16 protein-coding genes are annotated in these 21,489 nt (G+C 56.2%); 9 read left to right on the top strand and 7 right to left on the bottom strand.

The features are described 5' to 3' along the window. The first annotated feature begins 1 nt into the window (after position 1). Both argJ and COA55_RS00885 read left to right on the top strand, forming a co-directional pair. Complete coding sequence (gene argJ, locus COA55_RS00890; protein ID WP_290500156.1) at positions 2-1,204, top strand: bifunctional glutamate N-acetyltransferase/amino-acid acetyltransferase ArgJ; 1,203 nt, start codon at positions 2-4, stop codon at positions 1,202-1,204. A gap of 140 nt (positions 1,205-1,344) precedes the next feature. After that, positions 1,345-2,286 carry a Nudix family hydrolase gene (locus COA55_RS00885; protein ID WP_290500155.1) on the top strand — a complete coding sequence of 314 codons (942 nt, stop codon included), beginning with the start codon at positions 1,345-1,347 and terminating at the stop codon, positions 2,284-2,286. Positions 2,287-2,330: 44 nt separating this feature from the next. Here COA55_RS00885 and COA55_RS00880 read toward each other — a convergent pair whose 3' ends face one another. The 5 genes from COA55_RS00880 to pilB form a co-directional block, all read right to left on the bottom strand. Continuing rightward, complete coding sequence (locus tag COA55_RS00880) at positions 2,331-2,531, bottom strand: DNA gyrase inhibitor YacG (RefSeq protein ID WP_063520129.1); 201 nt, start codon at positions 2,529-2,531, stop codon at positions 2,331-2,333. A 238-nt stretch (positions 2,532-2,769) separates the two neighbouring features. Beyond that, positions 2,770-3,363, bottom strand: a complete 594-nt coding sequence (gene coaE / locus COA55_RS00875; protein ID WP_290500154.1) for a dephospho-CoA kinase — start codon at positions 3,361-3,363, stop codon at positions 2,770-2,772. A 115-nt stretch (positions 3,364-3,478) separates the two neighbouring features. Further along, complete coding sequence (locus COA55_RS00870; protein WP_290500153.1) at positions 3,479-4,291, bottom strand: A24 family peptidase; 813 nt, start codon at positions 4,289-4,291, stop codon at positions 3,479-3,481. Between the two features lie 64 nt (positions 4,292-4,355). Beyond that, positions 4,356-5,579 (bottom strand): type II secretion system F family protein, encoded by a 1,224-nt coding sequence (locus COA55_RS00865; RefSeq protein ID WP_290500152.1) that lies wholly within the window; start codon positions 5,577-5,579, stop codon positions 4,356-4,358. 2 nt (positions 5,580-5,581) lie between these two features. Next, entirely contained in the window at positions 5,582-7,288 is a 1,707-nt protein-coding gene (gene pilB / locus COA55_RS00860; protein WP_290500150.1) for a type IV-A pilus assembly ATPase PilB, read from the bottom strand. Between the two features lie 885 nt (positions 7,289-8,173). Between pilB and COA55_RS00855 the strand changes: the two genes are divergently transcribed. Both COA55_RS00855 and COA55_RS00850 read left to right on the top strand, forming a co-directional pair. Next, positions 8,174-8,635 carry a pilin gene (locus COA55_RS00855; RefSeq protein WP_290500149.1) on the top strand — a complete coding sequence of 154 codons (462 nt, stop codon included), beginning with the start codon at positions 8,174-8,176 and terminating at the stop codon, positions 8,633-8,635. A 104-nt stretch (positions 8,636-8,739) separates the two neighbouring features. Further along, the gene (locus COA55_RS00850) at positions 8,740-10,134 is read left to right on the top strand and encodes an O-antigen ligase family protein (protein ID WP_290500148.1); all 1,395 of its coding nucleotides are present in this window, start codon (positions 8,740-8,742) and stop codon (positions 10,132-10,134) included. A 20-nt stretch (positions 10,135-10,154) separates the two neighbouring features. On the opposite strand, the gene nadC is transcribed toward COA55_RS00850, so the two are convergent. Further along, positions 10,155-11,036, bottom strand: a complete 882-nt coding sequence (nadC, locus tag COA55_RS00845) for a carboxylating nicotinate-nucleotide diphosphorylase (protein ID WP_290500146.1) — start codon at positions 11,034-11,036, stop codon at positions 10,155-10,157. Between the two features lie 112 nt (positions 11,037-11,148). Then, a complete protein-coding gene (locus COA55_RS00840; protein ID WP_290500145.1) occupies positions 11,149-12,489 on the bottom strand; it encodes a sodium:alanine symporter family protein in 1,341 nt (446 codons plus the stop codon). 232 nt (positions 12,490-12,721) lie between these two features. Between COA55_RS00840 and COA55_RS00835 the strand changes: the two genes are divergently transcribed. The 5 genes from COA55_RS00835 (at position 12,722) to aceF (ending at position 21,476) form a co-directional block, all read left to right on the top strand. Then, the gene (locus COA55_RS00835) at positions 12,722-14,977 is read left to right on the top strand and encodes a DUF1631 domain-containing protein (protein ID WP_290500144.1); all 2,256 of its coding nucleotides are present in this window, start codon (positions 12,722-12,724) and stop codon (positions 14,975-14,977) included. Between the two features lie 319 nt (positions 14,978-15,296). Then, the gene (ampD, locus tag COA55_RS00830) at positions 15,297-15,863 is read left to right on the top strand and encodes a 1,6-anhydro-N-acetylmuramyl-L-alanine amidase AmpD (RefSeq protein WP_290500143.1); all 567 of its coding nucleotides are present in this window, start codon (positions 15,297-15,299) and stop codon (positions 15,861-15,863) included. Further along, complete coding sequence (locus tag COA55_RS00825; protein WP_290500142.1) at positions 15,860-16,708, top strand: hypothetical protein; 849 nt, start codon at positions 15,860-15,862, stop codon at positions 16,706-16,708. The genes ampD and COA55_RS00825 overlap by 4 nt, the downstream gene beginning before the upstream one ends. 318 nt (positions 16,709-17,026) lie before the next feature. Further along, a complete protein-coding gene (gene aceE / locus COA55_RS00820) occupies positions 17,027-19,699 on the top strand; it encodes a pyruvate dehydrogenase (acetyl-transferring), homodimeric type (protein WP_290500141.1) in 2,673 nt (890 codons plus the stop codon). 52 nt (positions 19,700-19,751) lie between these two features. Further along, positions 19,752-21,476 carry a dihydrolipoyllysine-residue acetyltransferase gene (gene aceF, locus COA55_RS00815; RefSeq protein ID WP_290500140.1) on the top strand — a complete coding sequence of 575 codons (1,725 nt, stop codon included), beginning with the start codon at positions 19,752-19,754 and terminating at the stop codon, positions 21,474-21,476. Positions 21,477-21,489: the final 13 nt, after the last annotated feature.

The raw sequence follows: 21,489 nt of genomic DNA, 5'->3' as shown, positions 1-21,489 counted from the left end.
GATGACACAGTCTGAGTGGTTGCCAGTCCCCGGCGTGCGGCTTGCCGCCGTGGAAGCCGGCATCAAAAAAGCCAATCGCAAGGATTTGGTGGTGCTGGAGCTGGCCCAGGGGAGTCGTGTCAGTGGTGTGTTTACCCTTAATCGGTTCTGTGCTGCGCCAGTACAGGTAGCCAAGTCCCGTCTGGCTGCCACTACGCCACGCTACCTGATGATCAACACCGGCTACGCCAATGCCGGTACCGGCAAAAAAGGCCTGGAAAACTGCCTGGCCAGCTGTGAATTGCTGGCGAAAGCCGCAGGTTGCGATGCCGATGAAATCCTGCCGTATTCAACCGGCGTTATCGGGGAACAGTTTCCGCTGGATGCCTTTGCCTCCGGCTTGCCCAAAGCGCTGGATACACTGGATGTCCATCATTGGGGGCGGGCGTCGGAAGGCATAATGACCACCGATACCTACCCCAAGCTCACCAGTCGGCGGGTGGAGATGGATGGCGTGCCAGTGACGATTACAGGGATGTCCAAGGGCTCCGGCATGATCAAGCCAAACATGGCCACCATGCTGGGTTTTATCGCCACCGATGCGCCGATAGCCAAGCCACTGTTGGATGAGTGGGTGAAAGCCCTGGCGGACAAATCCTTCAACCGGGTGACGGTGGACGGGGATACCTCTACCAATGATGCCTGCATGCTGATCAGCACCGGCCAGGCTGCCATGGATGAAATTACCGCGCTGGATGATCACAGTCAGTTGCTGTACCAGGCGCTGGAAGAGGTCTTCACTGACCTGGCTCAGGCACTGGTTCGTGACGGTGAAGGCGCGACCAAGTTTGTGGAAATTACCGTAACCGGAGCCGCCAGCGAAAGCGACGCACGAGCGGTGGCTGAAACCATTGCCCATTCCCCTCTGGTGAAAACGGCGCTGTTTGCCTCGGACCCTAATTGGGGCCGTATTTTGGCTGCCATTGGCCGGGCGCCGATTGCGGCGCTGGATGTGGACAAAGTCAGTGTTTGGCTGGGTGATTTGCCGCTGGTAGAACAGGGCGGCGTGGCGGATAGCTACGAGGAAGCACAAGGTGCCGCCGTGATGGCGAAGCCGGAAATCACCATTCGGGCGGATCTGGCGTCTGGTGATGCACAGTGCACCGTGTGGACCTGTGACTTTAGCTATGACTACGTGAAGATCAATGCGGAGTATCGGACCTAGAGGCTGTGGCTTCATCGCCCCGTAGGAGCTTGCTTGTAAGCGAAAGGCTTTTACTCGGGCCCTGCTGCAGTTCATTGCTTCGCGTGCAAGCACGCTCCCACATTAATCCGGCTGCTGCCAGAGCGAATGGCCCCAAATAAATGACCACCGAACCTACTCCCGCCATTACCGTCGTCGCCGCCATCATCCGTGGCGAAGATGGCCGGATTTGTATTAGCAAGCGCCCTGACAATAAGCATCAGGGTGGGCGCTGGGAATTTCCCGGTGGCAAGGTGGAGCAAGGCGAAGCGTTGGACGAAGCGTTGGCTCGCGAGCTGGAAGAAGAGCTTGGCATGACAGGGGCGACGTCCAGCCCTTTTATGACGATTGCCCACCAGTACGATGATCTCCACGTGACCCTGCATTTTCGTGATGTTTGCGCCTGGCAGGGTGAGCCGCAAGGACGGGAAGGGCAGCGGGTGCAGTGGTTTCTTCCGGATGCACTGTCGGATTTGCGCTTCCCGGCGGCCAATCAGCCGGTGGTGAATGCCATACAGCTGCCTGAGCAGTTAGTGGTCGCGCCGGAAGATATCACTCTGCACGAGTTGTTGGCCGGGATTGATCGATTGAATGGGGAGCAGCAGGGGCTGTATTTGCGGCAGTGGAGTGACCATGCCGAGGTGGCAGCGGTTGTGACGCAATGTCAGCAACGCGGCGTAAAAGTCTGGTTGCGTGCTGTGGACACGCAGAGTGTGGCGACAGCAAAGGCGTTGGGTGTATTCGCCCTGCATTTTCCAGGCAGAACATTGGCCCGGCTGGATGAGCGACCCGCATTTGATGGGATCATCAGTGCTGCGGTGCATGATCAGGTGGCCCGGGATAAGGCAAGCAATCTGGGCCTGGATATGGCGCTGGTTTCACCTGTCCTGCCCACGCCGACACATCCGGGTAAGCCTGCATTGGGCTGGCCGCAAGCGGCGTTGCTAATGAAGGGGGCGCCGCTTGCCTGTTATGCACTGGGAGGCGTGACACCGGGCGATCTGGTCAGTGCCCGTGACCACGGCGCGGTGGGCGTGGCGGGTATCCGCGCCTTCTGGCCGTGATTAGTGTTCTGCAGACGTGTTAGGGCGCTTTTGAGGGGGGGGGGCTAAAACTCGTCAAAATCCCCAGGGGCATCATCATCACCTGGAATAGCGTGGCGTTCTGTCGCCCAGTCCCCGAGATCAATTAACTTGCAGCGTTCACTACAAAACGGCCGCCAGGGATTGTTGTCCCAGCGAGTGAGGCTTTTGCACTGCGGGCAGGGGTAGGTTTGGGTGGCTTTTTTCGCCGGGGCTTTGTCAGTCATGGTTAGGCGCGCGTGTTCATCCATTTACGGGGGTGTTGTGTGGGCAGGAATACTCTCCTGTCCACTGCGAATCGTCTATGCGGTGTTAGGCTTTGGCAACAAGCCTGTTGTTCGCGGCAAATGTTTCATGTCGGATTACGCCTTTAGGCTAATCTGACCTACAGAAATAAATGGCTGTAGGAGTATGCACGCGAACTGCCGTAGGTCGTGTTAGCCGCGGAGCGGCGTAACCCGACATTCATTTTGCCAATGCCAGATAGTGCCGATGAAGCATTCTCAGTTGCTCGTGGAGCGCATCCAAAGAACCGTGATTTTCCACTACATCATCGGCCTGATCCAGTCGCTTGGTTCGCGCCAGCTGTGCTTTCATGATCGCCGTGACCTGAGCTTCTGGCACCTGATCTCGTGCCATGGTGCGCTCTACCTGCAATTCTGCAGAGGCATCAATGACCAGAATACGATCGACCAAGGCTTTTTGCGATGTTTCCAGCAGAAGAGGGGAGACCAGCACTGTATAGGGCGATTGGCTCGCCCCGATCTGCCGGCGCAGTTCATCACCTATGGCGGGGTGGGTAATACCTTCGAGGGTTTTTAGTGCGTCCGGGTCAGCAAACACGATCTCGCGGAGTGCCCGCCGATCCAGCGCGCCGTCGTCGGCGATGACATGCTGGCCAAAATGCTCGGCAATGGCGAGTAAGGCGGGTTGCCCGGGCTCAACCACCACCCGTGATGCAAGATCCGCATCCACAATGGTGATGCCCTGTTGTGCAAGATAATCCGTGGCAGCGGTCTTGCCGCTACCAATGCCACCGGTAAGACCGACAACAAACATGGAATTTGACTCCTTACCGAATGAAAAAGCGCTGTAGGAGCTTGCTTGCAAGCGAACCACGACATTGATCTGCCAACCCGGTTCGCCTGCAAGCAGACTTCTACAGTGCGGCAGGTCAACCGACCTTAAACATCCCCAGATACGAGCTGACGATAGTATCGCCCCAGAGCAGGGCAATCCACCCGGCGGTGGCCAGATAGGGACCGAAAGGGATTTGCGTGCGTTTTTCGCCGCTGAACATCATCATGGCGATAGCGAAGACCAGCCCGACCACTGATGACAGCAGAATAATCACGGGCAGGTATTGCCAGCCGACCCAGGCTCCCAGCGCGGCCAGCAGCTTGAAATCGCCGTAGCCCATGCCTTCTTTCCCGGTGATCAGCTTGAACAGCCAGTACACACTCCAAAGCGAAAGATACCCGGCCATGGCGCCGATTACCGCATCGCTCAATGAAACCGGCGATACGCCCATAACGGCCGCCAACAAGCCTGCCCAAAGCAACCAGTAGTTCAGGCTATCCGGCAGCAGGGTGGTGTCTGCGTCAATCATGGCGGCGGCCAGCAATACCCAGGTGGCAAAAAGGGTAAACACCAGCCAAGGGCCGTAACCAAAGTGCCAGGCACACAGCCCGGCGAGCACACCGCTGACAAGTTCGATAATGGGGTAGCGCTTGCTGATCGGGGTTTTGCAGCCCCTGCACTTGCCGCGCAGGGCCAGCCAGCTAAACACGGGGATGTTTTCATACCAACTGATCGCATGGCTGCATTTCGGGCAGCGCGAGCGCGGTGTCACCAGGTTGAAAATGCCGCCACTGTCTTCCGCTGGCAGCTCCAGGATCTCGCGGGCTTCCTGCTTCCAGCTCCGCTCCATCATCAACGGCAAACGATGAATGACAACATTCAAAAAACTGCCTACCAGCAGCCCCATAACAACACAAAGCCCGACCAAAAGGGTCGGGCTGGAAAAGAGAAGGTTGAGTGTTTCGGACACGTTATACCACTGCCCCCAGCTGGAAGATGGGAAGGTACATGGCGATAATCAAGCCGCCAATCAGTACGCCCAGCACTGCCATGATCAGAGGCTCCATCATGCTGGTCAGGCCGTCGACCGCGTTGTCTACTTCATCTTCGTAGTAAATGGCGACTTTTTCCAGCATGGCATCCAGGGCACCGGATTCTTCACCAATGGCAGTCATTTGCAGCGCCATTGCAGGGAAAACACCGGTGCTGCGCATGGCGAACTGGAGTTGCTGACCAGTAGAGACGTCTTCCTTTACTTGCAGTACAGCATTGCGGTACACCACATTGCCAGTGGCGCCTGCACAAGCGTCAAGGGCGTCGATAAGTGGTACGCCAGCTGCAAAGGTAGTTGCAAGAGTTCGAGCGTAACGGGCGATTGTGCTTTTAAAGGTGATATCACCAATGATAGGTAGCCTTAATAAGGTGCGATCAATCCAGTTTCTAACCCCCTCGGACCGCTTCCGTGCTTGGCTGAAAGCGATGGCGAAGCCGACTAGCGATGCCAGAATCAAAATAAAATTAGCTTGAAGTGATTCAGATAAACCAATTACAAACTGAGTGAATGCAGGCAGTTCGGCACCAAATCCTTCAAAAAGTTCTTGAAAGGTGGGGACAACTTTAATTAATAGAATAGCGGTAACAATGACTGCAACACAGATAACTGCGATGGGGTACTTCATCGCTTTCTTGATTTTTTGCTTTAGTGCTTCACTTTTCTCTTTGTATAGCGCTACTCGATCCAGCATGGTTTCTAGGGCGCCGGATTGTTCCCCAGCGTCGACCAAGCTGCAATAAAGATCATCAAAAAGTAGAGGGTGTTTTTGCAAGGCGCCGGCAAAATTATTACCACCCTCCACGTCTGCTTTGATTTTTAGTACTACGTCTTTCATTGACGGGTTGTCCAGACCGTCCGCAACAATCTCGAAAGCTTGTACCAGCGGTACGCCGGCTTTCATCATGGTCGCCATCTGGCGGGTAAAAATAGCGATATCCATGGGGGTGATTTTTTTCTTGCCGCCCAGATTGATTTCCCGCTTTTTCACTACCTTTTTAGCATTGATACCCTGCTTGCGCAATTCTGCGCGTACAAGAGCGGCGCCTTTCCCGGAGGTTTCCCCCTTAACTTTCTTGCCTTGACGGTCCAAACCTTCATAGGTGAAAGTGGCTGATTTTTGTTGTGCTGCTTTAGTTGCCATAATTAATGTCCGCTGGTGACACGGTTAATTTCTTCCAGGCTGGTCACACCTTGCATTGCTTTAACCAGGCCGGAACGGTGAAGGTCGTTAAAGCCTTCTTTTCGGCACTGGTCGGCAATTTCAATGGAGTTGCCTTCTTCCATAATGATACGCGCGATGCCGTCCGTGATTTTGACCACTTCGTAAACCCCCACGCGGCCCTTGTAGCCGTTCTTGCATTTGTCGCACCCTTGTGGGCCGTACACAGTAAACCCGCTGGTGATGTCTTCTTCTGTGAAACCCATCTCAAGCAAGGATTGTTTGGGGACATCCACTGGCGCTTTGCAGCTTTCACACAGGCGGCGCGCCAGGCGCTGGGCAATAATCAACAATACAGAGGTGGCAATATTGAAGGAGGGCACCCCCATGTTGCGCAGGCGGGTGAGCGTTTCCGGGGCACTGTTAGTATGCAGAGTGGAAAGCACCAGGTGCCCGGTCTGTGCGGCTTTCACCGCAATTTCAGCGGTTTCCAGATCCCGAATTTCCCCCACCAGAATTACGTCAGGATCTTGACGGAGGAAAGCGCGCAGTGCGGATGAAAAGTTCATGCCCTGCTTCGGGTTCACGTTGACCTGATTTACCCCTTCCAGGTTAATTTCTACTGGGTCTTCCGCCGTGGAAATATTGAGTTCCGGCGTATTGAGGATGTTCACGCCAGTATAGAGCGATACGGTCTTGCCGGAGCCGGTGGGGCCGGTGACCAGAATCATGCCTTGGGGTTTGTGCAGGGCATCCAGGTACATCTGTTTTTGTTCGTCTTCGTAGCCCAGCGCCTCGATGCCCATTTTTGCGGATTCGGGGTCCAGGATACGAAGTACAATTTTTTCGCCAAACAGGGTAGGACAGGTGTTAACCCGGAAATCGATGGCCCGGGTCTTGGAAATTTTCAGCTTGATACGACCGTCCTGAGGCACCCGGCGCTCGGAGATATCCAGCCGTGACATCACTTTCAGGCGGGCGGAGAGTTTGCTGGCAATATTGATCGGCGGCTTCGATACGGTTTGCAGAATACCGTCCTGTCGAAAACGGATCCGGTAAGTCTTCTCATAGGGCTCGAAGTGCAAATCCGACGCACCCCCCTTAATGGCATCAAGAAGGAGCTTGTTGACGAAGCGAACAATGGGGGCATCATCTGCTCCGGACTGGGTTTCGTCCTTCTTTTCTTCGCCCCCGTCGATGTCCAGGTTATCCAGTCCGTCATCCAGATCGCCAAAGGCATCCTCTTCGTTTTCAGACTCTAGCGCATCGATCCATTGGGTCAGCTTGTCTTCTTCGACAATCACCGTCTCAACGTTTAGACCGGTGTTAAAACGGATCTCTTCCAGGGCGGGTAGGTTGGTGGGGTCTGATACCGCCACAAAAAGGCGGCTGCCTCGCCGGTACAGCGGGAGTACATGATGCTTGTTGATCAGTTTGGGGTCGACAAGGTCCTTGATCAGGCTATCGCGCTGAAAGCTGCTCAGGTCAAGAATGGGGTCGCCAAACTCTTCTGCTACGGCGCCGGCTACTTGTTGAGCGGTGAGTTTGCCGCTGGCAACAATCTGTCGAACCAAACTGGTTTTCTCTTGGCGTGCCTGCTGCAGGATTTGCTGGGCGCTCTCGGCGTCCAACAGGCCCTGCTGTATCAATCGGTGCGGTAAGCCGCTGAATGAGGCGGTTTGGCTAGTCATGGCAACCTGCTTGTTTATGCTTAGTATGGTTGGTGTGCCCAACACTTTTTTCCTAACATACCGTGTGTATTCATGGCTGGGAAGGCCAGATGTCGCAAAATCAGTACCTTGCCACTGATTTCTCGACCTGTTCTGCAGTTTTTAGGGCTCCCCAGTCAAGAGGTGGGGTGCAGGACATAATGCCGTTCACCAAGGGGTAATATTCAGCCCTGGGCCTTCGCGATGCAGGCATCGCTTCCCGCTTATAGCCCTGCAAGCTTTGGATTTGGGGCTGTGGGAAGTCATGCTCGCATGACGAGGGTGTTCTTAACTAAGAGTCCTGAGCAAGGCAGCTTGATGCAGAGGTTTGGTTTTAGGGAGCCTCTGAAAAACTCCCGTCATCCCGCAGTTATTCACTGCGCTTACCCCTTCGGGGCCAGACTTGGTCTATTCTGAGCTTCGCTTGTGATGCGGGGGCTTCCTGCTGGAGACCGCATTACTTCGTAGTTGGAGATGCCGGATCGAGTCCGGCATGACGTTTTTCAGAGGTTCCTTCGCAGTCTCTTGCTACGCATTGGAGGATAGATGTCGGTGGTGGGGCAGTGGGCGGCAGTATTAAGTAAAAGTATGGTGCAGCATGCAAGGCCGGTAATGGCCGACAAATAATGTCAGCCCTTGGTTGAGTGGTGACGCTGAGGGTCACCTGGTGACATTCAGTGTGACGAAGATGAGGTTTTCTTGCTGGAGAGGTCTTGCCAGTCGAGCCCCTCCGGGCCACAGGAAATACCCGCCTCCTGAGAATTTCTGCCCAGCAGGGACAAGTTGGCACGCTCCGTGCTTTGACCTAATGTAGATGCTCGCCAAGGGTGGGCTCAAAAAAGTTTGCCAATGATTGGAGAAAACAAAATGAAGAAGCAAATGCAACAGGGTTTCACCCTTATCGAACTGATGATCGTGGTTGCGATCATCGGGATCTTGGCGGCGGTAGCTATCCCTGCCTACCAGGACTACATCACCCGTGCTCAGGTTGCGGAAGCCGTTTCCTTGACTTCGGGTCTTAAGGCTCCCTTGGCCGAATATGGTTCAGATAAGGGCGCGTGGCCGACTGCTCTGGTTCAAACAACGGGTGCTCCGGATCAGACATCTGGTGGGACTGAGTTGATCGCGAACCTCAGTGGCCAGTATGCAGCCATTACTGGCGGTGTTACTGGTACGTACCCTGCGGGTACCGTAACGGCACAGATGTCTACTGGTCGTGCTTCCGGTAAAACCTTAACGTTGGTTACTGCAAACGGAGGTGCCTCTTGGTCTTGCCTCGGCGGTACGATTGAACAGAAATACCGTCCTTCCGCTTGCCGCGGTACCTGATCAATTTGGTTGTTTAATCTATTTAGCTACCTAGATAGCTGAATTGTGCGGGGCCCTCGGGCCCCGTTTTTCGTTTTAGACTATTACTGATACAAGCATATGGAATGGATATGGTGGTAAAGCGGCCTTTACTGAATGTTCTTTTATATTGTGCACTAGCGATTTTTGCTTCGTCTATGTTGATCGTTTGGTATGACGATGTTGGCTGGCACGATCAACAGAGAATTTTCCAGATTGCTTTGCTGTGGGTTGTTGCTCTGGTTGCGTGGAAAGTGCCCTTACGTAATCTGAACTTATGCGCATTTAGTGGCGTGTCTCTTCTCTTTTTATTGGGCGCCATGTCTTCCCTTTGTGCAAAACACCCTGCATGGGCTTTTATTGAGTGGGCTAGATATTTAGGTCTGTTCCTTTTGGCGCTCCTTGTTGGGCAGCTCGCCAGAGAATTTCGATGGCAACAATATGTTGTGCATTTGGTTGGAGCCTGCGCGGTTCTTTCTGTGTTTCAGTTCTTGGTTTCATACCTGACGGTTGTTTTTTCCGGAATGCATTTTTTTACGGCAGAAATGTTGTTCGGCGGGTTTTCTAATCCTCGCTTTCTGGCTCAGTTTCAAGTGTTGGCGATGCCTGCTCTGGCATGGTTGACCCTGTATCATTTTCGCTTTTGCGGGCGGTTGAATAGTGGGTTTGCGGTACTCTTTTTTTGTGGTCTTGTTGTGCAGTGGTGTTTGGCGTTAAGTTTGGCCGGTCGAGGCCTTTGGCTTGGTCTTATGGTTTCCAGTCTTTTGTTGGTGGTTGTTTTTCCCCGCTTCTGGCGCTTGCTGGTTGTCCAGGTTGTGGCGGCTTTGGCTGGAGCGTTGAGCTTTTATCTCTTGTTCAGGGTGGTGCCTGATTGGCTTGGGGCGGAAGTTCTTGTGCAGGATAGCCTGCGCATGGGGCTGTCCAACAGAGATGTGATTTGGCGCCTGGCTTGGGATATGGCAACCGCGAATCCTTGGTTGGGAGTTGGGCCCATGCATTTTTCCGCTATAGTAAATTCAGTGGCCGCTCATCCACATCAGGTAGTTTTGCAATGGCTTTCAGAATGGGGAGTGGGGGCAACGTTAATTGCATTACTATTAGGAGGGGTGGGAGTGTGGCATGCACTATCTTTTCTGCGTCAGCAGGATGCGCAAGATATGGATGCTTCTTTATGGCTTTCTATTCTGGGGGCGCTGGTGCTGGCTCAGGTTGACGGGATCTTTGTAATGCCTTATGTAGAGACGTGGCTAGCAATTTTTCTTGGTTTAGCGTTGGCTCGTTGGCCTGGGTGCGGCCCAGATTCAAATTTTCAAGTGGTCTCTCTACGTTTAATGACATTGCCGGTATTGGTGATATTGGGATATGTGCTGTTTTTTGATGTGCCTCATTTGCAGGAAAATACGTATCAGCAGCTGACAGAGAACGGCAAGATGTGGGCTCCCCGCTTTTGGGGGGTTGGCTGGATTCCCTGGAATGACTGATAAAGGGCTTTGACACTGCATCATTTGGAGCTTTTTCTAGGTTCGGCTTGGCGAGGATTTACTGGCAGTAATCGCAGCGACAAATCTGTGGCCTGAAGATGCTTCGTCAACGCCCCAGAAGACAAAAACCAGTGCCGACTCTTCGGTAGTCCACCCGCATTATCCACAGTCAAATTCCCCGACACTTCCAGCGCCGATTCAATCGCCATTCCAGTCGCCTCTTCCAGCATCTTCACACTAAAGTTATCCAGCATGATCTGGTCCGGTTTAAGCCCGGCGGCTTCCTCCAGCTCCGCCAGGTTTTCCACTTCCACAATAATCTTCTTGTCCGGTGCCAGTGCCCGCGCCCGTTCAATAGCGGCGGTGATGCCGCCGCAGGCGGTGACGTGGTTTTCCTTGATCAGGAAGGCGTCGTAGAGGCCGATGCGGTGGTTTTGGCAACCGCCGCACAACACGGCGTACTTCTGGCCGGCGCGCAGGCCGGGCAGGGTTTTCCGGGTGTCGAGGATGGTGACCTGGCTGCCGGCCACGGCATCCGCGTAGCGGCGGGCGGTGGTGGCGGTGCCCATCAGGGTTTGCAGGAAATTGAGGGCAGTGCGCTCGCCAGTGAGAATCTTGCGGGTGTTGCCGCGCAGGGTGCACAAAGTGGTATCGGCTGAGAGGCGGTCGCCATCCTGGACATGCCATTCAACGTCCACGTCGCCCAACTGCCGGAAGACTTCGTCGGCCCAGGGCGTGCCACACATGACGGTGTCTTCGCGGGTAATGATGGTGGCCGTGCTGCGACTGTCCGCGTCGATGAGCTGGGCGGTGATATCGCCATCGCGGATATCTTCTTCCAGAGCAAAGGTCACATTGCGCTGAATGTCGTCGCGGACGTAGTCAGGGAGGGAGATGGTCATGCTGGGATGGGTCCTACAAGGTGTGTTTGTGCACTGTAGGAGCTTGCTTGCAAGCGAAGCTGGGCAATTGACGATACCCTGGGTTCGCTTGCAAGCAAGCTCCTACAAATATTCAGTCCGGGCGGCGGTTGGCGAAGAACTCTCGGCTTAGCCGAACCACAATGGGGGACAATAATAACAGAGCGATCAGGTTTGGCACGGCCATCAGGATATTCATGATGTCGGCCAGCGCCCAGACGAAGTTCAGGCTGACTATGGCGCCTAACGGCACGGCCAGTACCCAGACGACCCGGAAGGGCATGATCGCCTTGTTGCCGAACAGGAACTGGGTGCAGCGTTCGCTGTACAGGCTCCAGCCCAGCAAGGTGGTAAAGGCAAACACGGCCAGGCTGCAGGCCACAATGATGTTGCCGACACCGCCGAAGGTGGATGAAAACGCCATGGCGGAAAGGGGGGCGCCTTTGACGCCACTGTCCCACACGCCGGTGGATACAATCGCCAAGCCGGTAACGGAGCAGACAATGATGGTGTCGATAAAGGTGCCGAGCATGGCGATGGAGCCCTGTCGGGCCGGGTGATCCGTGTTCGCAGAAGCGTGGGCGATGGGGGCGCTGCCCAGGCCGGCTTCGTTGGAAAAGATCCCCCGGGCCATACCGAAGCGGATGGCTTCTTTCACCAGCGCCCCGGCAAAACCACCGGCGGCGGCGGTGCCGGTGAAAGCGCTTTCAAAACACAGGGCCAAGGCATCAGGAATGGCGCTGGCGTGATCCGCCAGAACCACCAGGCCTGCCAGCAGATAGGCCAGCGCCATAAAGGGCACAATAAAGGTCGCCACGGTGGCGATTCGTTTCATGCCGCCCAGCACCACCATGCCCACCAGGACCGCCAGAGTGACGCCGGTGATCCACGGTGGCAGACCAAAGCTGTCACTGAGGCCGTGGGCCACAGAGTTGGCCTGGACGCTATTGCCGATCCCGAAGCCGGCAATCATGCCGAAGACAGCAAAGGCGATGGCCAGCCAGTGCCAGTTTTTGCCCAAGCCGTTCTTGATGTAATACATGGGGCCGCCCACGTATTGCCCGGCGGCATCTTTTTCCCGGAAATGAACGGCGAGCACCGCTTCTGCGTATTTGGTGGCCATGCCTACCAGGGCGATTAGCCACATCCAGACCAGGGCACCAGGGCCACCGGAGTGAATGGCGGTGGCTACGCCGACAATATTACCGGTACCAATGGTGGCAGACAGCGAGGTGGCGAGGGCGGCGCCGGCACCGATGGTGCCCACCCCGCGCTGCGGCCCCAGCATTTGCCGGAAACCGAAACCCAGCTGGCGCAAGGGCAGGAAGCCGAGAATAAGGGTGAGATAAATGCCTGTGCCAGCGATGAGAATCAGCGCCGGCCATCCCCACAGAAGACCACTAATCTGTTTGAGTATGGTTACCGTCTGTTCCATGGCTATCGTCCAATGCCCCGAAAGGCCTTAGGCTAGGGGAATTTCCGGGGTAGGGAAAGTGGGGCGTTTTGTTTGTGAGTGTTCGCACACTATTCTGTCAGTGCCAACTAGTTCAAAATTCTTACTCTTGATGCGTGGTAGCGTATTAAAGTATTAAAACGTTGGTGCCATATACACCCTGTTTTTGATGTATTTCACCCAGCCTGTCGCGGGTTCGCCTGCCGGGGGAGCAATGTCCAAGGTCACACAGCTAAAGCCGGTTTCCGGAAAAGCAACGCCAGGTAGCATGCCGCGGCCGCTTGAGAAGGTGTGTGCGCGTTACCTGTCTCTCAGTGCCGCCTATCTTGGCGATATGCTGGATGGTGCCGATGACAAGCTCTTTGACTTGGCCGAGAAAGAAACCGATAGCGAACGTGAGCGCTATTTCGAGGCCATGCGCGAGCTGCGCATTCAGCGTGCTGGCCTGGTGGGCAGCTTCAAGCAGGCCATTAATCATCAATTTCTGACCCTGGCGCGGCCCCTGGAAACCGAGAGACTGGAAAAAACGCCGGTGGATCTGGATTCCCTGACGCTGGTCAATGAGGATGAGCTGGAAACCTCGGTGGCGCTGGATAACATGGCCCGCCGGGCCCGTAATGGCTGTAACGAGCAGCTGAAGGTCCTCTGTCACCGCATCGAATACCTGTTTGAAAGCAAGCGGGAAGTGAACGAGCACAATAATCCTCTGGAGCCCCGCCAGCTGGTCGCCTGTTTCAGTGAAGGGCTGGAAAAGCTGTCGCTGGATATCAAGGCCCGCCTGATCATCCTCAAGCTGTTCGAGCGGGAAGTGATGGCGGAAACCGGCTATCTGGTCAGTGAGGCCAACAAGGTGCTGATCGATGCCGGGGTGTTGCCGGAAATGAAGTCTGCGCCTATCGCCCCGGCACGCAAGCCCGGCTCCCGCTCACTGGCGAGCCAAGGCCAGGGTTCTGACAGTGGGATACCGATGTCTGGGAATGTCGGCGGCCCCAGCAATGATCAGATGTTTGGTTTATTGCAGGAATTGCTGGTGACCATGCGCGGCATGCAGGGAGGCCCGGGTAATGGTGGGGCAGGCGGAGCGCCGGGCGTAGCCAGTGAGGCGGCCATGGCCGTTATGCAGAACGGGGTGCCCTATATGAATGGCGCGCCGGTGGCTAACGCGGCGTCTGTGCATCAGGTCAGCTCCGATGATCTGCTCGGCGTCTTGAACCGCCTGCAGCGGGTAGAGCGTAGCCTCGGTGAGGATGAAGGCGAAGACCGTGCCGACCTGAAAACGGACCTGTCCGAGCTGCTCGACAATGAGCACGGCGAGGCCATCCATGCCCTGGATCAGGCCGATGATGATGTCATCAATCTGGTGGCCCTGCTGTTCGATTTCATTCTGGATGACGAGGGCCTGCCCTCGGAAATCAAGGCGCTGATTGGACGCCTGCAGATCCCGCTGCTGAAAGTAGCGATCATCGATAAAACCTTTTTTAGCAATGATAATCATGAAGCCCGCCTATTGCTGAACATGCTGGCCCGGGCCGGTAGCCAATGGGATCCGCAGCAAGGTATCCAGGACGACCTCTACCAGAGGATTAATCAGGCGGTGCACCGCATCATTGATGATTACGAAGATGATGCCAGCCTGTTCTCCTCGCTGTTGCAGGAGTTCCAGCAGTTCTTCGATAACCAGAAAAGCCGTTCCGATCGTGTTGAACAGCGGGTTCGCGAAGCAGAAGAGGGCAAGGCCCGTGCCGAGCAGGCCCGCAGCGAAGTGGTGGCGGTGCTGGATAAGCGCATGGCCGGGCGGCAGCTGCCGGATGTGGTGGTGCGCCTGCTGCGCCAGGGCTGGCAACAGGTGTTGTACTTGACCTGGCTGCGCGAAGGCGAAGATAGCGGATTGTGGCAGCAGCAGGTGAAGGTAGTCGATGCGGTGGTCTGGAGTGTGCTGGAGCACCGGGAGCAGGCGGCCCTGGAAAAACTGAAGGATCTGAGTCCGAAGCTGCTCAAGACCCTGCACAGCGGCCTCAGCCAGATCAACTACGATGCGGTGGAAACCAAGCAGCTGCTGGTTAAATTCCGTGATGTGCATCAGCAGCTGCTCAAGGGGCTACAGACGGAGCGGGTGGCGGTGGAGCCAGAGCAGCCCGCCGAGCCGGCCCAGCCGGAAACGGTGCCGGAATTGCCGGAAAATCATTTCCTGGTGAAGAAATGCAGCCAGCTGCCGCCCGGGCAGTGGATTGAAATTCAGGATGACGGCGAACCTCGCCGCGCCAAGCTGGCGGCCAACATCCGCGCCGGGGTGAAAATGGTGTTCACCAACCGCCGCGGTATCAAGGTGCAGGAGTTTTCTGCTTACACCCTGGCCGTTGCCCTGCATAACGGGACTGTTAAACTCATTGAGGAGGGAGCCCTGTTTGACCGGGCTCTGGAAGCAGTTATTGGCGATCTGCGTCGCATGCAGGGTAACGTGCAACACTAGCCGCTGCCCCGGCGCAGGCATAAGAACCTGTTGATGATCTATACGCAGCCGCGTCGCTGCTAAAAATGGTGGCAGGCAAGGCGCGGACCGCAGGGCCTGACGGGTCAAGTTCAAGGTCCGCAACACAGCATGGCACCATTTTTAGCGGTAACCCGAAGGGCCGGGCCCCTTTCTTTAAGGAAAAGAGGCCGCCAGCCCGCGATTGCGCTTATTTATGTAGAATGACTACACGACACAATCGCAATCACGACCTGGCGAAAAAATTGACTCCGGCGCGGTTGCGTATAGATCATGAACAGGTTCTAGGGAGCTTGCGCGGGTGCTTACCTTTTCCGGACATCGTGTCGATCAGGCGCAATGGTGCCCATCCCCCAATTTTAACGAACGCCCTGATCCGGCAGATATCTCGTTGCTGGTGATCCATAACATCAGTTTGCCGCCGGGCCAGTTTGGCGGCGGCCATATCGAAGCGTTTTTTCAAAACTGCCTGAACCTGGCGGATCACCCCTATTTTGAAACCATCCACCAATTGACGGTGTCGTCCCACTTTCTGATTCGTCGTGACGGGGGCCTGCTACAGTTTGTGCCGTGCGATAAACGCGCCTGGCATGCCGGCGTCTCCACGTTTCAGGGGCGGGAAAACTGCAACGATTTCTCCCTCGGTATCGAACTGGAAGGGGCCGACAACATCCCCTACGAAAACGCCCAGTACGCTACGTTGGCTGCGCTGACGCAGCTTTTGCAGCATCACTATCCTGCGATTACCGATGCCCGCATTACCGGCCATGAACATATTGCACCGGGCAGAAAAACGGATCCCGGCCCGGCGTTCGACTGGCGGCGTTACCGTGAACAACTGGCCGAGTTCAGGAAGGAAAAGGCATGAAGTTTATTGTGTTGATCGTGGTCATGGGGCTGCGCAGGATGGATGCAGGCTGGTCGCCGCTGCTGGCAGGCGAGGAACGTCACCAGCGCTGGCTGCAACGCTGCGGTAGCCGCATTGGGCATCCGAACCGGGTGTGGTGGGTCGCGGTGCTGCTGCCTGCGGTGTTGATCGCCTGGGGGGCGTGCTGGTTGTCCGGTTTCTGGGGCCAGTTATTGGTGCTGGGTCTGGGCACATTGCTGCTCTTGTGGTTGCTGGGCAGTCACAGCGAGTTTCGCCATGTGGATGAGTTGCTGGTACGCGGCCGCATGAATGACCCGGATGGGTTTGAGGCCCTGGCCACGGACGAATTTGCCGTTAACGGCGTGCCCGGCGACCCGGCCTACCATCAGCAACTGAGTGAGCAGATTCTGGTGCGGGAAGAACGCTTGTTCGTGGCGATTTTCTGGCTGGTGCTGCTGGGGTTCGGGGCGGCGTTTCTGGTGGTCATGAACCATGCCTGGCTGCAGCGTCAGCGGCGTCACTGTAGCGAATCAGAGACTTTGGGTTGGCAGCAAGCACTGGATGACTGGTTGAGCTTGCCTGCCCGGCAACTGCTTATTGTCAGTATGTCGCTGGCCGGGGACTTTACCGCGGTAATGGAAAGAATGCGCGGCGCCTGGTGGCAGCTGCAGCCGCCCCCCTCGCTGATAGTGTCCGTGGCCAATGTGGCACAGGAAGAAAATCATGGCGCCAGCCCCGGAACCTTGCACACCGCCATGGATCATCTGGAAGAATTGCAGGGCCTGCTGCTTCGCTGTGTGGCCATCTGGCTGATTATGGCCGCGTTGTGGATCATGTTGCTGTGAACGTGCTGGAGTGAGTAGCGTTTCTATAGAACCGACCTTGGTCGCATTCCGGTTTTCCTGCATCGGGTTCACGATAGCGAAATAACCGAAAAAATGGCCAACATACTGTGCTGGCTGATTCTTTTCGTCACTGGCCAGCTTGACCGCCAACCGGTCTACGGCGCTAGTATTAACGAACACCGGGGTATCGGCAGATATGCTCCAGCCACCGGTGTCGTGAGACTTCAGGTCTCAAGCCCAGTCACCCTTGGGCCTCTTTCAGCGCCGCTGCAGTGATCCTGCGGCGGCGCATGGCAACGCGAAAAAGGACGCAAGCCCATGCAAAAACGCAGTTTTTTTGACGACGTTGATCCCGCAGAAACCCGGGAATGGCTCGAAGCCCTGGAATCCGTGGTCGAGCGGGAAGGTCCCGAGCGGGCCGCCTGGCTACTCGATGCCATTACCAACGAAGCCCAGGAGCAGGGCGTTTATCGCACCCACCTCAACACCCCCTATCTCAATACCATTGCCCCCAAGGACGAAGCCGCCATCCCCGGTGACATGTTCATGGAGCGCCGTATTCGCTCACTGGTGCGCTGGAATGCGCTGGCCACCGTTATGCGGGCCAACATGGATAACGATGATGAGCTGGGGGGGCACATTGCCTCATTTGCTTCCTCCGCCACCCTTTACGATGTGGGCTTTAATCATTTCTTCCGCGCCCCCAGCGATGAGAACGAGGGCGACCTGGTGTTTTTCCAGGGGCACTCAGCACCGGGCGTGTACGCGCGGGCTTACCTGGAAGGGCGCATCAGCGAAGAGCAGCTGGATAACTTCCGCCGGGAAGTGGATGGCAAGGGACTGTCGTCCTATCCCCACCCCTGGCTGATGCCGGACTTCTGGCAATTTCCTACTGTCTCCATGGGGCTGGGGCCGATTCAGGCCATCTACCAGGCCCACATCATGAAGTACCTGCAGAACCGGGAGTTGATCCAGCAGGATAACCGCAAGGTCTGGGCATTCCTGGGTGACGGTGAAATGGACGAGCCGGAATCCCTTGGCGCCCTCGCTCTGGCGGGGCGTGAAAAGCTGGATAACCTGGTGTTTGTGGTGAACTGCAACCTGCAGCGACTGGATGGCCCGGTGCGCGGTAACGGTAAAATTATCCAGGAGCTGGAAGGCGTGTTCCGTGGCGCCGGCTGGAACGTGATCAAGGTAGTGTGGGGGCGCCTGTGGGACCCGTTGCTGGAAAAAGACAGCGAAGGTCTGCTGCGTCGCCGCATGGAAGAATGTGTGGATGGGGAATATCAGGCCTACAAGAAAAACGGTGGCGCCTACACCCGCGAACATTTCTTTGGTGAGAACCCGGAACTGAAGAAACTGGTCGAGCACATGAGCGATGAAGATGTGTATCGCCTGAACCGGGGTGGCCACGATCCGTTCAAGGTGTACGCGGCGTATCACGCTGCGGTGAATCACACCGGGCGGCCCACGGTAATTTTGGCCAAGACGGTCAAGGGCTATGCCACCGGTGCCGGTGAAGCCGTCAATAAAACGCATCAGATGAAGAAACTGGATCTGGAAAGCCTGAAAGATTTCCGCGACCGCTTCGATATGCCGTTCACCGATGAGCAGCTGGAAGAGGTGCCCTATTACCGCCCGGCAGAGGACTCCGCCGAGCTGCGTTACATGAAGGAACAACGCGACAAACTGGGCGGCTATATGCCCGTGCGCCGCCAGAAAGCCAGCCAGCAATTGACCATCCCCGGGCTGGATGTGTTTGCCAACTTTCTTGAAGGCAGTGGTGATCGGGAAATATCCACCACCATGGCCTTCGTGCGCATGATGAGCACGCTGATCAAGGACAAGCAGATTGGTGAGCGCGTGGTGCCGATTGTGCCCGATGAAGCCCGTACCTTTGGCATGGAAGGGCTGTTCCGCCAGTTAGGCATTTATTCATCCGGCGGCCAGAAGTATGAACCGGAAGATGCTGGCCAGGTGATGTATTACCGGGAAGACAAGAAGGGGCGCATTCTCGAAGAAGGCATCAACGAAGCCGGTGCCATGTCCGGCTGGCTGGCGGCAGCCACCAGTTACAGCGTCCATGACTTCACCCTGATTCCGTTCTACATCTATTACTCCATGTTCGGCTTCCAGCGCGTGGGAGATCTGTGCTGGGCCGCCGGCGACAGCCAGGCCCGCGGTTTCCTGCTGGGCGCCACCGCCGGGCGCACCACGCTTAATGGTGAGGGGCTTCAGCATCAGGATGGCCACAGTCATCTGCTGGCCAGCACCGTGCCCAACTGTGTCAGCTACGATCCCACCTACAGTTACGAGCTGGCCGTGATTCTTCAGGATGGCCTCAGACGCATGTATGAGGACAACGAAAAGGTGTTCTATTACCTGACCCTGATGAATGAGAACTACATGCACGGTGCCATGCCTGAAGGGGCGGAAGAAGGCATCCGCAAAGGCATGTATCTGCTGCGTGAAGGCAAACCGAAAACCAGGAAAACCCTGCGGGTTCAGCTACTCGGCAGCGGTACGATATTGCGTGAAGTGGAAGCGGCGGCGGACTTGCTGCGAGAGGATTTTGGTGTGGCGGCGGATGTGTGGAGCGTCACCAGCTTCAACGAGCTGCGTCGTGAAGGGCTTCAGCTGGACCGCGACGATATGCTCAACCCGGAAAAAGAGCGAGGGCCTAACTGGGTAGAGAAATGCCTGGAGGGTCGCGCCGGGCCAGTGATCGCATCCACTGATTACATGCGCGCCTTTGCCGACCAGATTCGCCCCTGGGTGAAAGCCCCGTATTCGGTGCTGGGTACCGATGGTTTCGGGCGCAGCGACTCACGCCAGAAGTTACGCCATTTCTTTGAAGTGGATCGTTACTTCGTGGTGCTGGCGGCACTGAATGCCTTGCGCAAAGAGGGCAAGGTTGAGGCTGCGGTGGTGAAACAGGCCATTGAGAAATATGGCATCAATACGGATAAACCCTATCCGGTGATGCATTGATCGCACCCATCACTGATTATCGATCAGTGATCTCACTATAAGGAGTTCAGGTGTGAGTAAAACGCAAATTCATGTTCCCGATGTGGGCAGCAGTGATCCTGTTGATGTCATCGAGATCAGCGTGAAAGTCGGCGATACCATTAACGCCGAAGACACCATTATTGTGCTGGAATCCGACAAGGCAACAGTGGAAGTGCCAGCGCCCCAGGGCGGAAAAGTTGCTGCAATCAGTGTCAAGGTGGGTGACCGCGTCAAGGAAGGCGATGCGGTCATGGAGCTTGAGGCCGAAGAGGGCGATGGCAACGATGAATCCGTAGCAGCAGATGACAAGGGCGACACGGCGCAGGGTAGCGGTGCCCAATCGCAGCCGCAGGATGAGCCGAAAAAGGAAAACGCGTCGGGCGACAGTGCCAAGGTGGACAAGCCGAAAGAGCAGGCAGGAAGCCGCACGGAAACCGTAAAGGTGCCGGATCTTGGTGATATCGATGCGGCAGAAATTATTGAAGTGAATGTGGTTGTGGGGGATGAACTCGACGAAGAGCAGGTCATCGTGGTGGTGGAATCCGACAAGGCGTCGCTGGAAATTCCGTCGCCGAACGCCGGCAAGGTGGAGTCGGTTAGCGTCAGCGTGGGTGACAAGGTCGGCACCGGTGATGCCCTGATTACATTGGCGGTTGCGGGTGGTTCTGTATCAGCAGAAGCAAGCGAGCGAGAACCGGAGAGTGAAAAAGAGGCTGATGCCGAAAACGCCAATAAGGAGGAGAAGGAAACCGGCAAAGACAGTGACACAGGCGCACAAGGCAAGCCGGCACAGAAAAGCGAGCCTCCCTCTTCATCCCGGGGGCAAGTCGCCGACAGTGGGGCGTCTCCGTCCAAACCTGTCCATGCTGGCCCTGCGGTGCGCAAGCTGGCTCGGGAAACCGGGGTGGATTTGTCACAGGTCAGCGCCACAGGCCCGAAAGGTCGTATTCTCAAAGATGACGTGCATGCCTATGTGAAGCAGCGCCTGGAAGGGCAGCCGGCCGGGGGCGCAGGCGGTGGCCTGGCAGTAGAACTGCCGGAGATTGATTTCAGCCAGTTCGGCGACATTGAGCGAGTTGAGTTAAACAAGCTACGCAAGGTATCCGCCCAGAATTTGACGCGTTCCTGGTTGACGATTCCCCATGTGACCCAGCATGACAATGCGGATATCACCGACCTGGAAGCGTTCCGCAAAAGTCAGAACAAACGCCTTGAACGCGAGGGCGTAAAGCTCACCATGCTGGCGTTTTTGGTGACAGCCTGTGCGCGGGCGCTGAAGGAGTACCCGCGTTTCAACAGTTCGCTGGAAAACAGTGGCGAGGCGTTGATTGAAAAACGCTATATCAATATTGGTATAGCGGTAGACACCCCCAACGGTCTGGTCGTGCCGGTGATCAAGGATGCGGACAAGAAAGGGCTGAAGGAAATCGCCCTGGAAATGGGCGAGCTGGCCGAGAAAGCCCGTAACCGTAAGTTGACACCTGCGGATATGAAAGGCGGAACCTTCAGCATTTCGTCCCTGGGCGGTATTGGCGGCACCGCATTTACCCCGATTGTGAACTGGCCGGAAGTGGCGATTCTCGGCGTGAGCCGTTCGGACATGCAACCGGTATGGGATGGCAATCAGTTTCAGCCGCGGCTGATGCTGCCGATGAGTTTGTCTTACGATCACCGGGTTATTGATGGGGCGGCTGCGGCGCGGTTCACGACGTACCTGAGCCAACTATTGACGGATATGCGTCAGGCGTTGTTGTAGGGCTTCGCGTCGA

It is taken from the genome of Alcanivorax sp., assembly GCF_002733835.1.
GTDB lineage: Bacteria > Pseudomonadota > Gammaproteobacteria > Pseudomonadales > Alcanivoracaceae > Alcanivorax.
Note: the sequence above shows the minus strand (reverse complement) of the source record. Positions and strands in the feature narration are given on the sequence as shown.

Bases quoted from the DNA above. Each gene is read 5' to 3' on its own strand.
- argJ (WP_290500156.1), top strand. From the start codon at position 2: ATGACACAGTCTGAGTGGTTGCCAGTCCCCGGCGTGCGGCTTGCCGCC.
- COA55_RS00885 (WP_290500155.1), top strand. From the start codon at position 1,345: ATGACCACCGAACCTACTCCCGCCATTACCGTCGTCGCCGCCATCATC.
- COA55_RS00880 (WP_063520129.1), bottom strand. From the start codon at position 2,531: ATGACTGACAAAGCCCCGGCGAAAAAAGCCACCCAAACCTACCCCTGC.
- coaE (WP_290500154.1), bottom strand. From the start codon at position 3,363: ATGTTTGTTGTCGGTCTTACCGGTGGCATTGGTAGCGGCAAGACCGCT.
- COA55_RS00870 (WP_290500153.1), bottom strand. From the start codon at position 4,291: ATGGGGCTGCTGGTAGGCAGTTTTTTGAATGTTGTCATTCATCGTTTG.
- COA55_RS00865 (WP_290500152.1), bottom strand. From the start codon at position 5,579: ATGGCAACTAAAGCAGCACAACAAAAATCAGCCACTTTCACCTATGAA.
- pilB (WP_290500150.1), bottom strand. From the start codon at position 7,288: ATGACTAGCCAAACCGCCTCATTCAGCGGCTTACCGCACCGATTGATA.
- COA55_RS00855 (WP_290500149.1), top strand. From the start codon at position 8,174: ATGAAGAAGCAAATGCAACAGGGTTTCACCCTTATCGAACTGATGATC.
- COA55_RS00850 (WP_290500148.1), top strand. From the start codon at position 8,740: ATGGATATGGTGGTAAAGCGGCCTTTACTGAATGTTCTTTTATATTGT.
- nadC (WP_290500146.1), bottom strand. From the start codon at position 11,036: ATGACCATCTCCCTCCCTGACTACGTCCGCGACGACATTCAGCGCAAT.
- COA55_RS00840 (WP_290500145.1), bottom strand. From the start codon at position 12,489: ATGGAACAGACGGTAACCATACTCAAACAGATTAGTGGTCTTCTGTGG.
- COA55_RS00835 (WP_290500144.1), top strand. From the start codon at position 12,722: ATGTCCAAGGTCACACAGCTAAAGCCGGTTTCCGGAAAAGCAACGCCA.
- COA55_RS00825 (WP_290500142.1), top strand. From the start codon at position 15,860: ATGAAGTTTATTGTGTTGATCGTGGTCATGGGGCTGCGCAGGATGGAT.
- aceE (WP_290500141.1), top strand. From the start codon at position 17,027: ATGCAAAAACGCAGTTTTTTTGACGACGTTGATCCCGCAGAAACCCGG.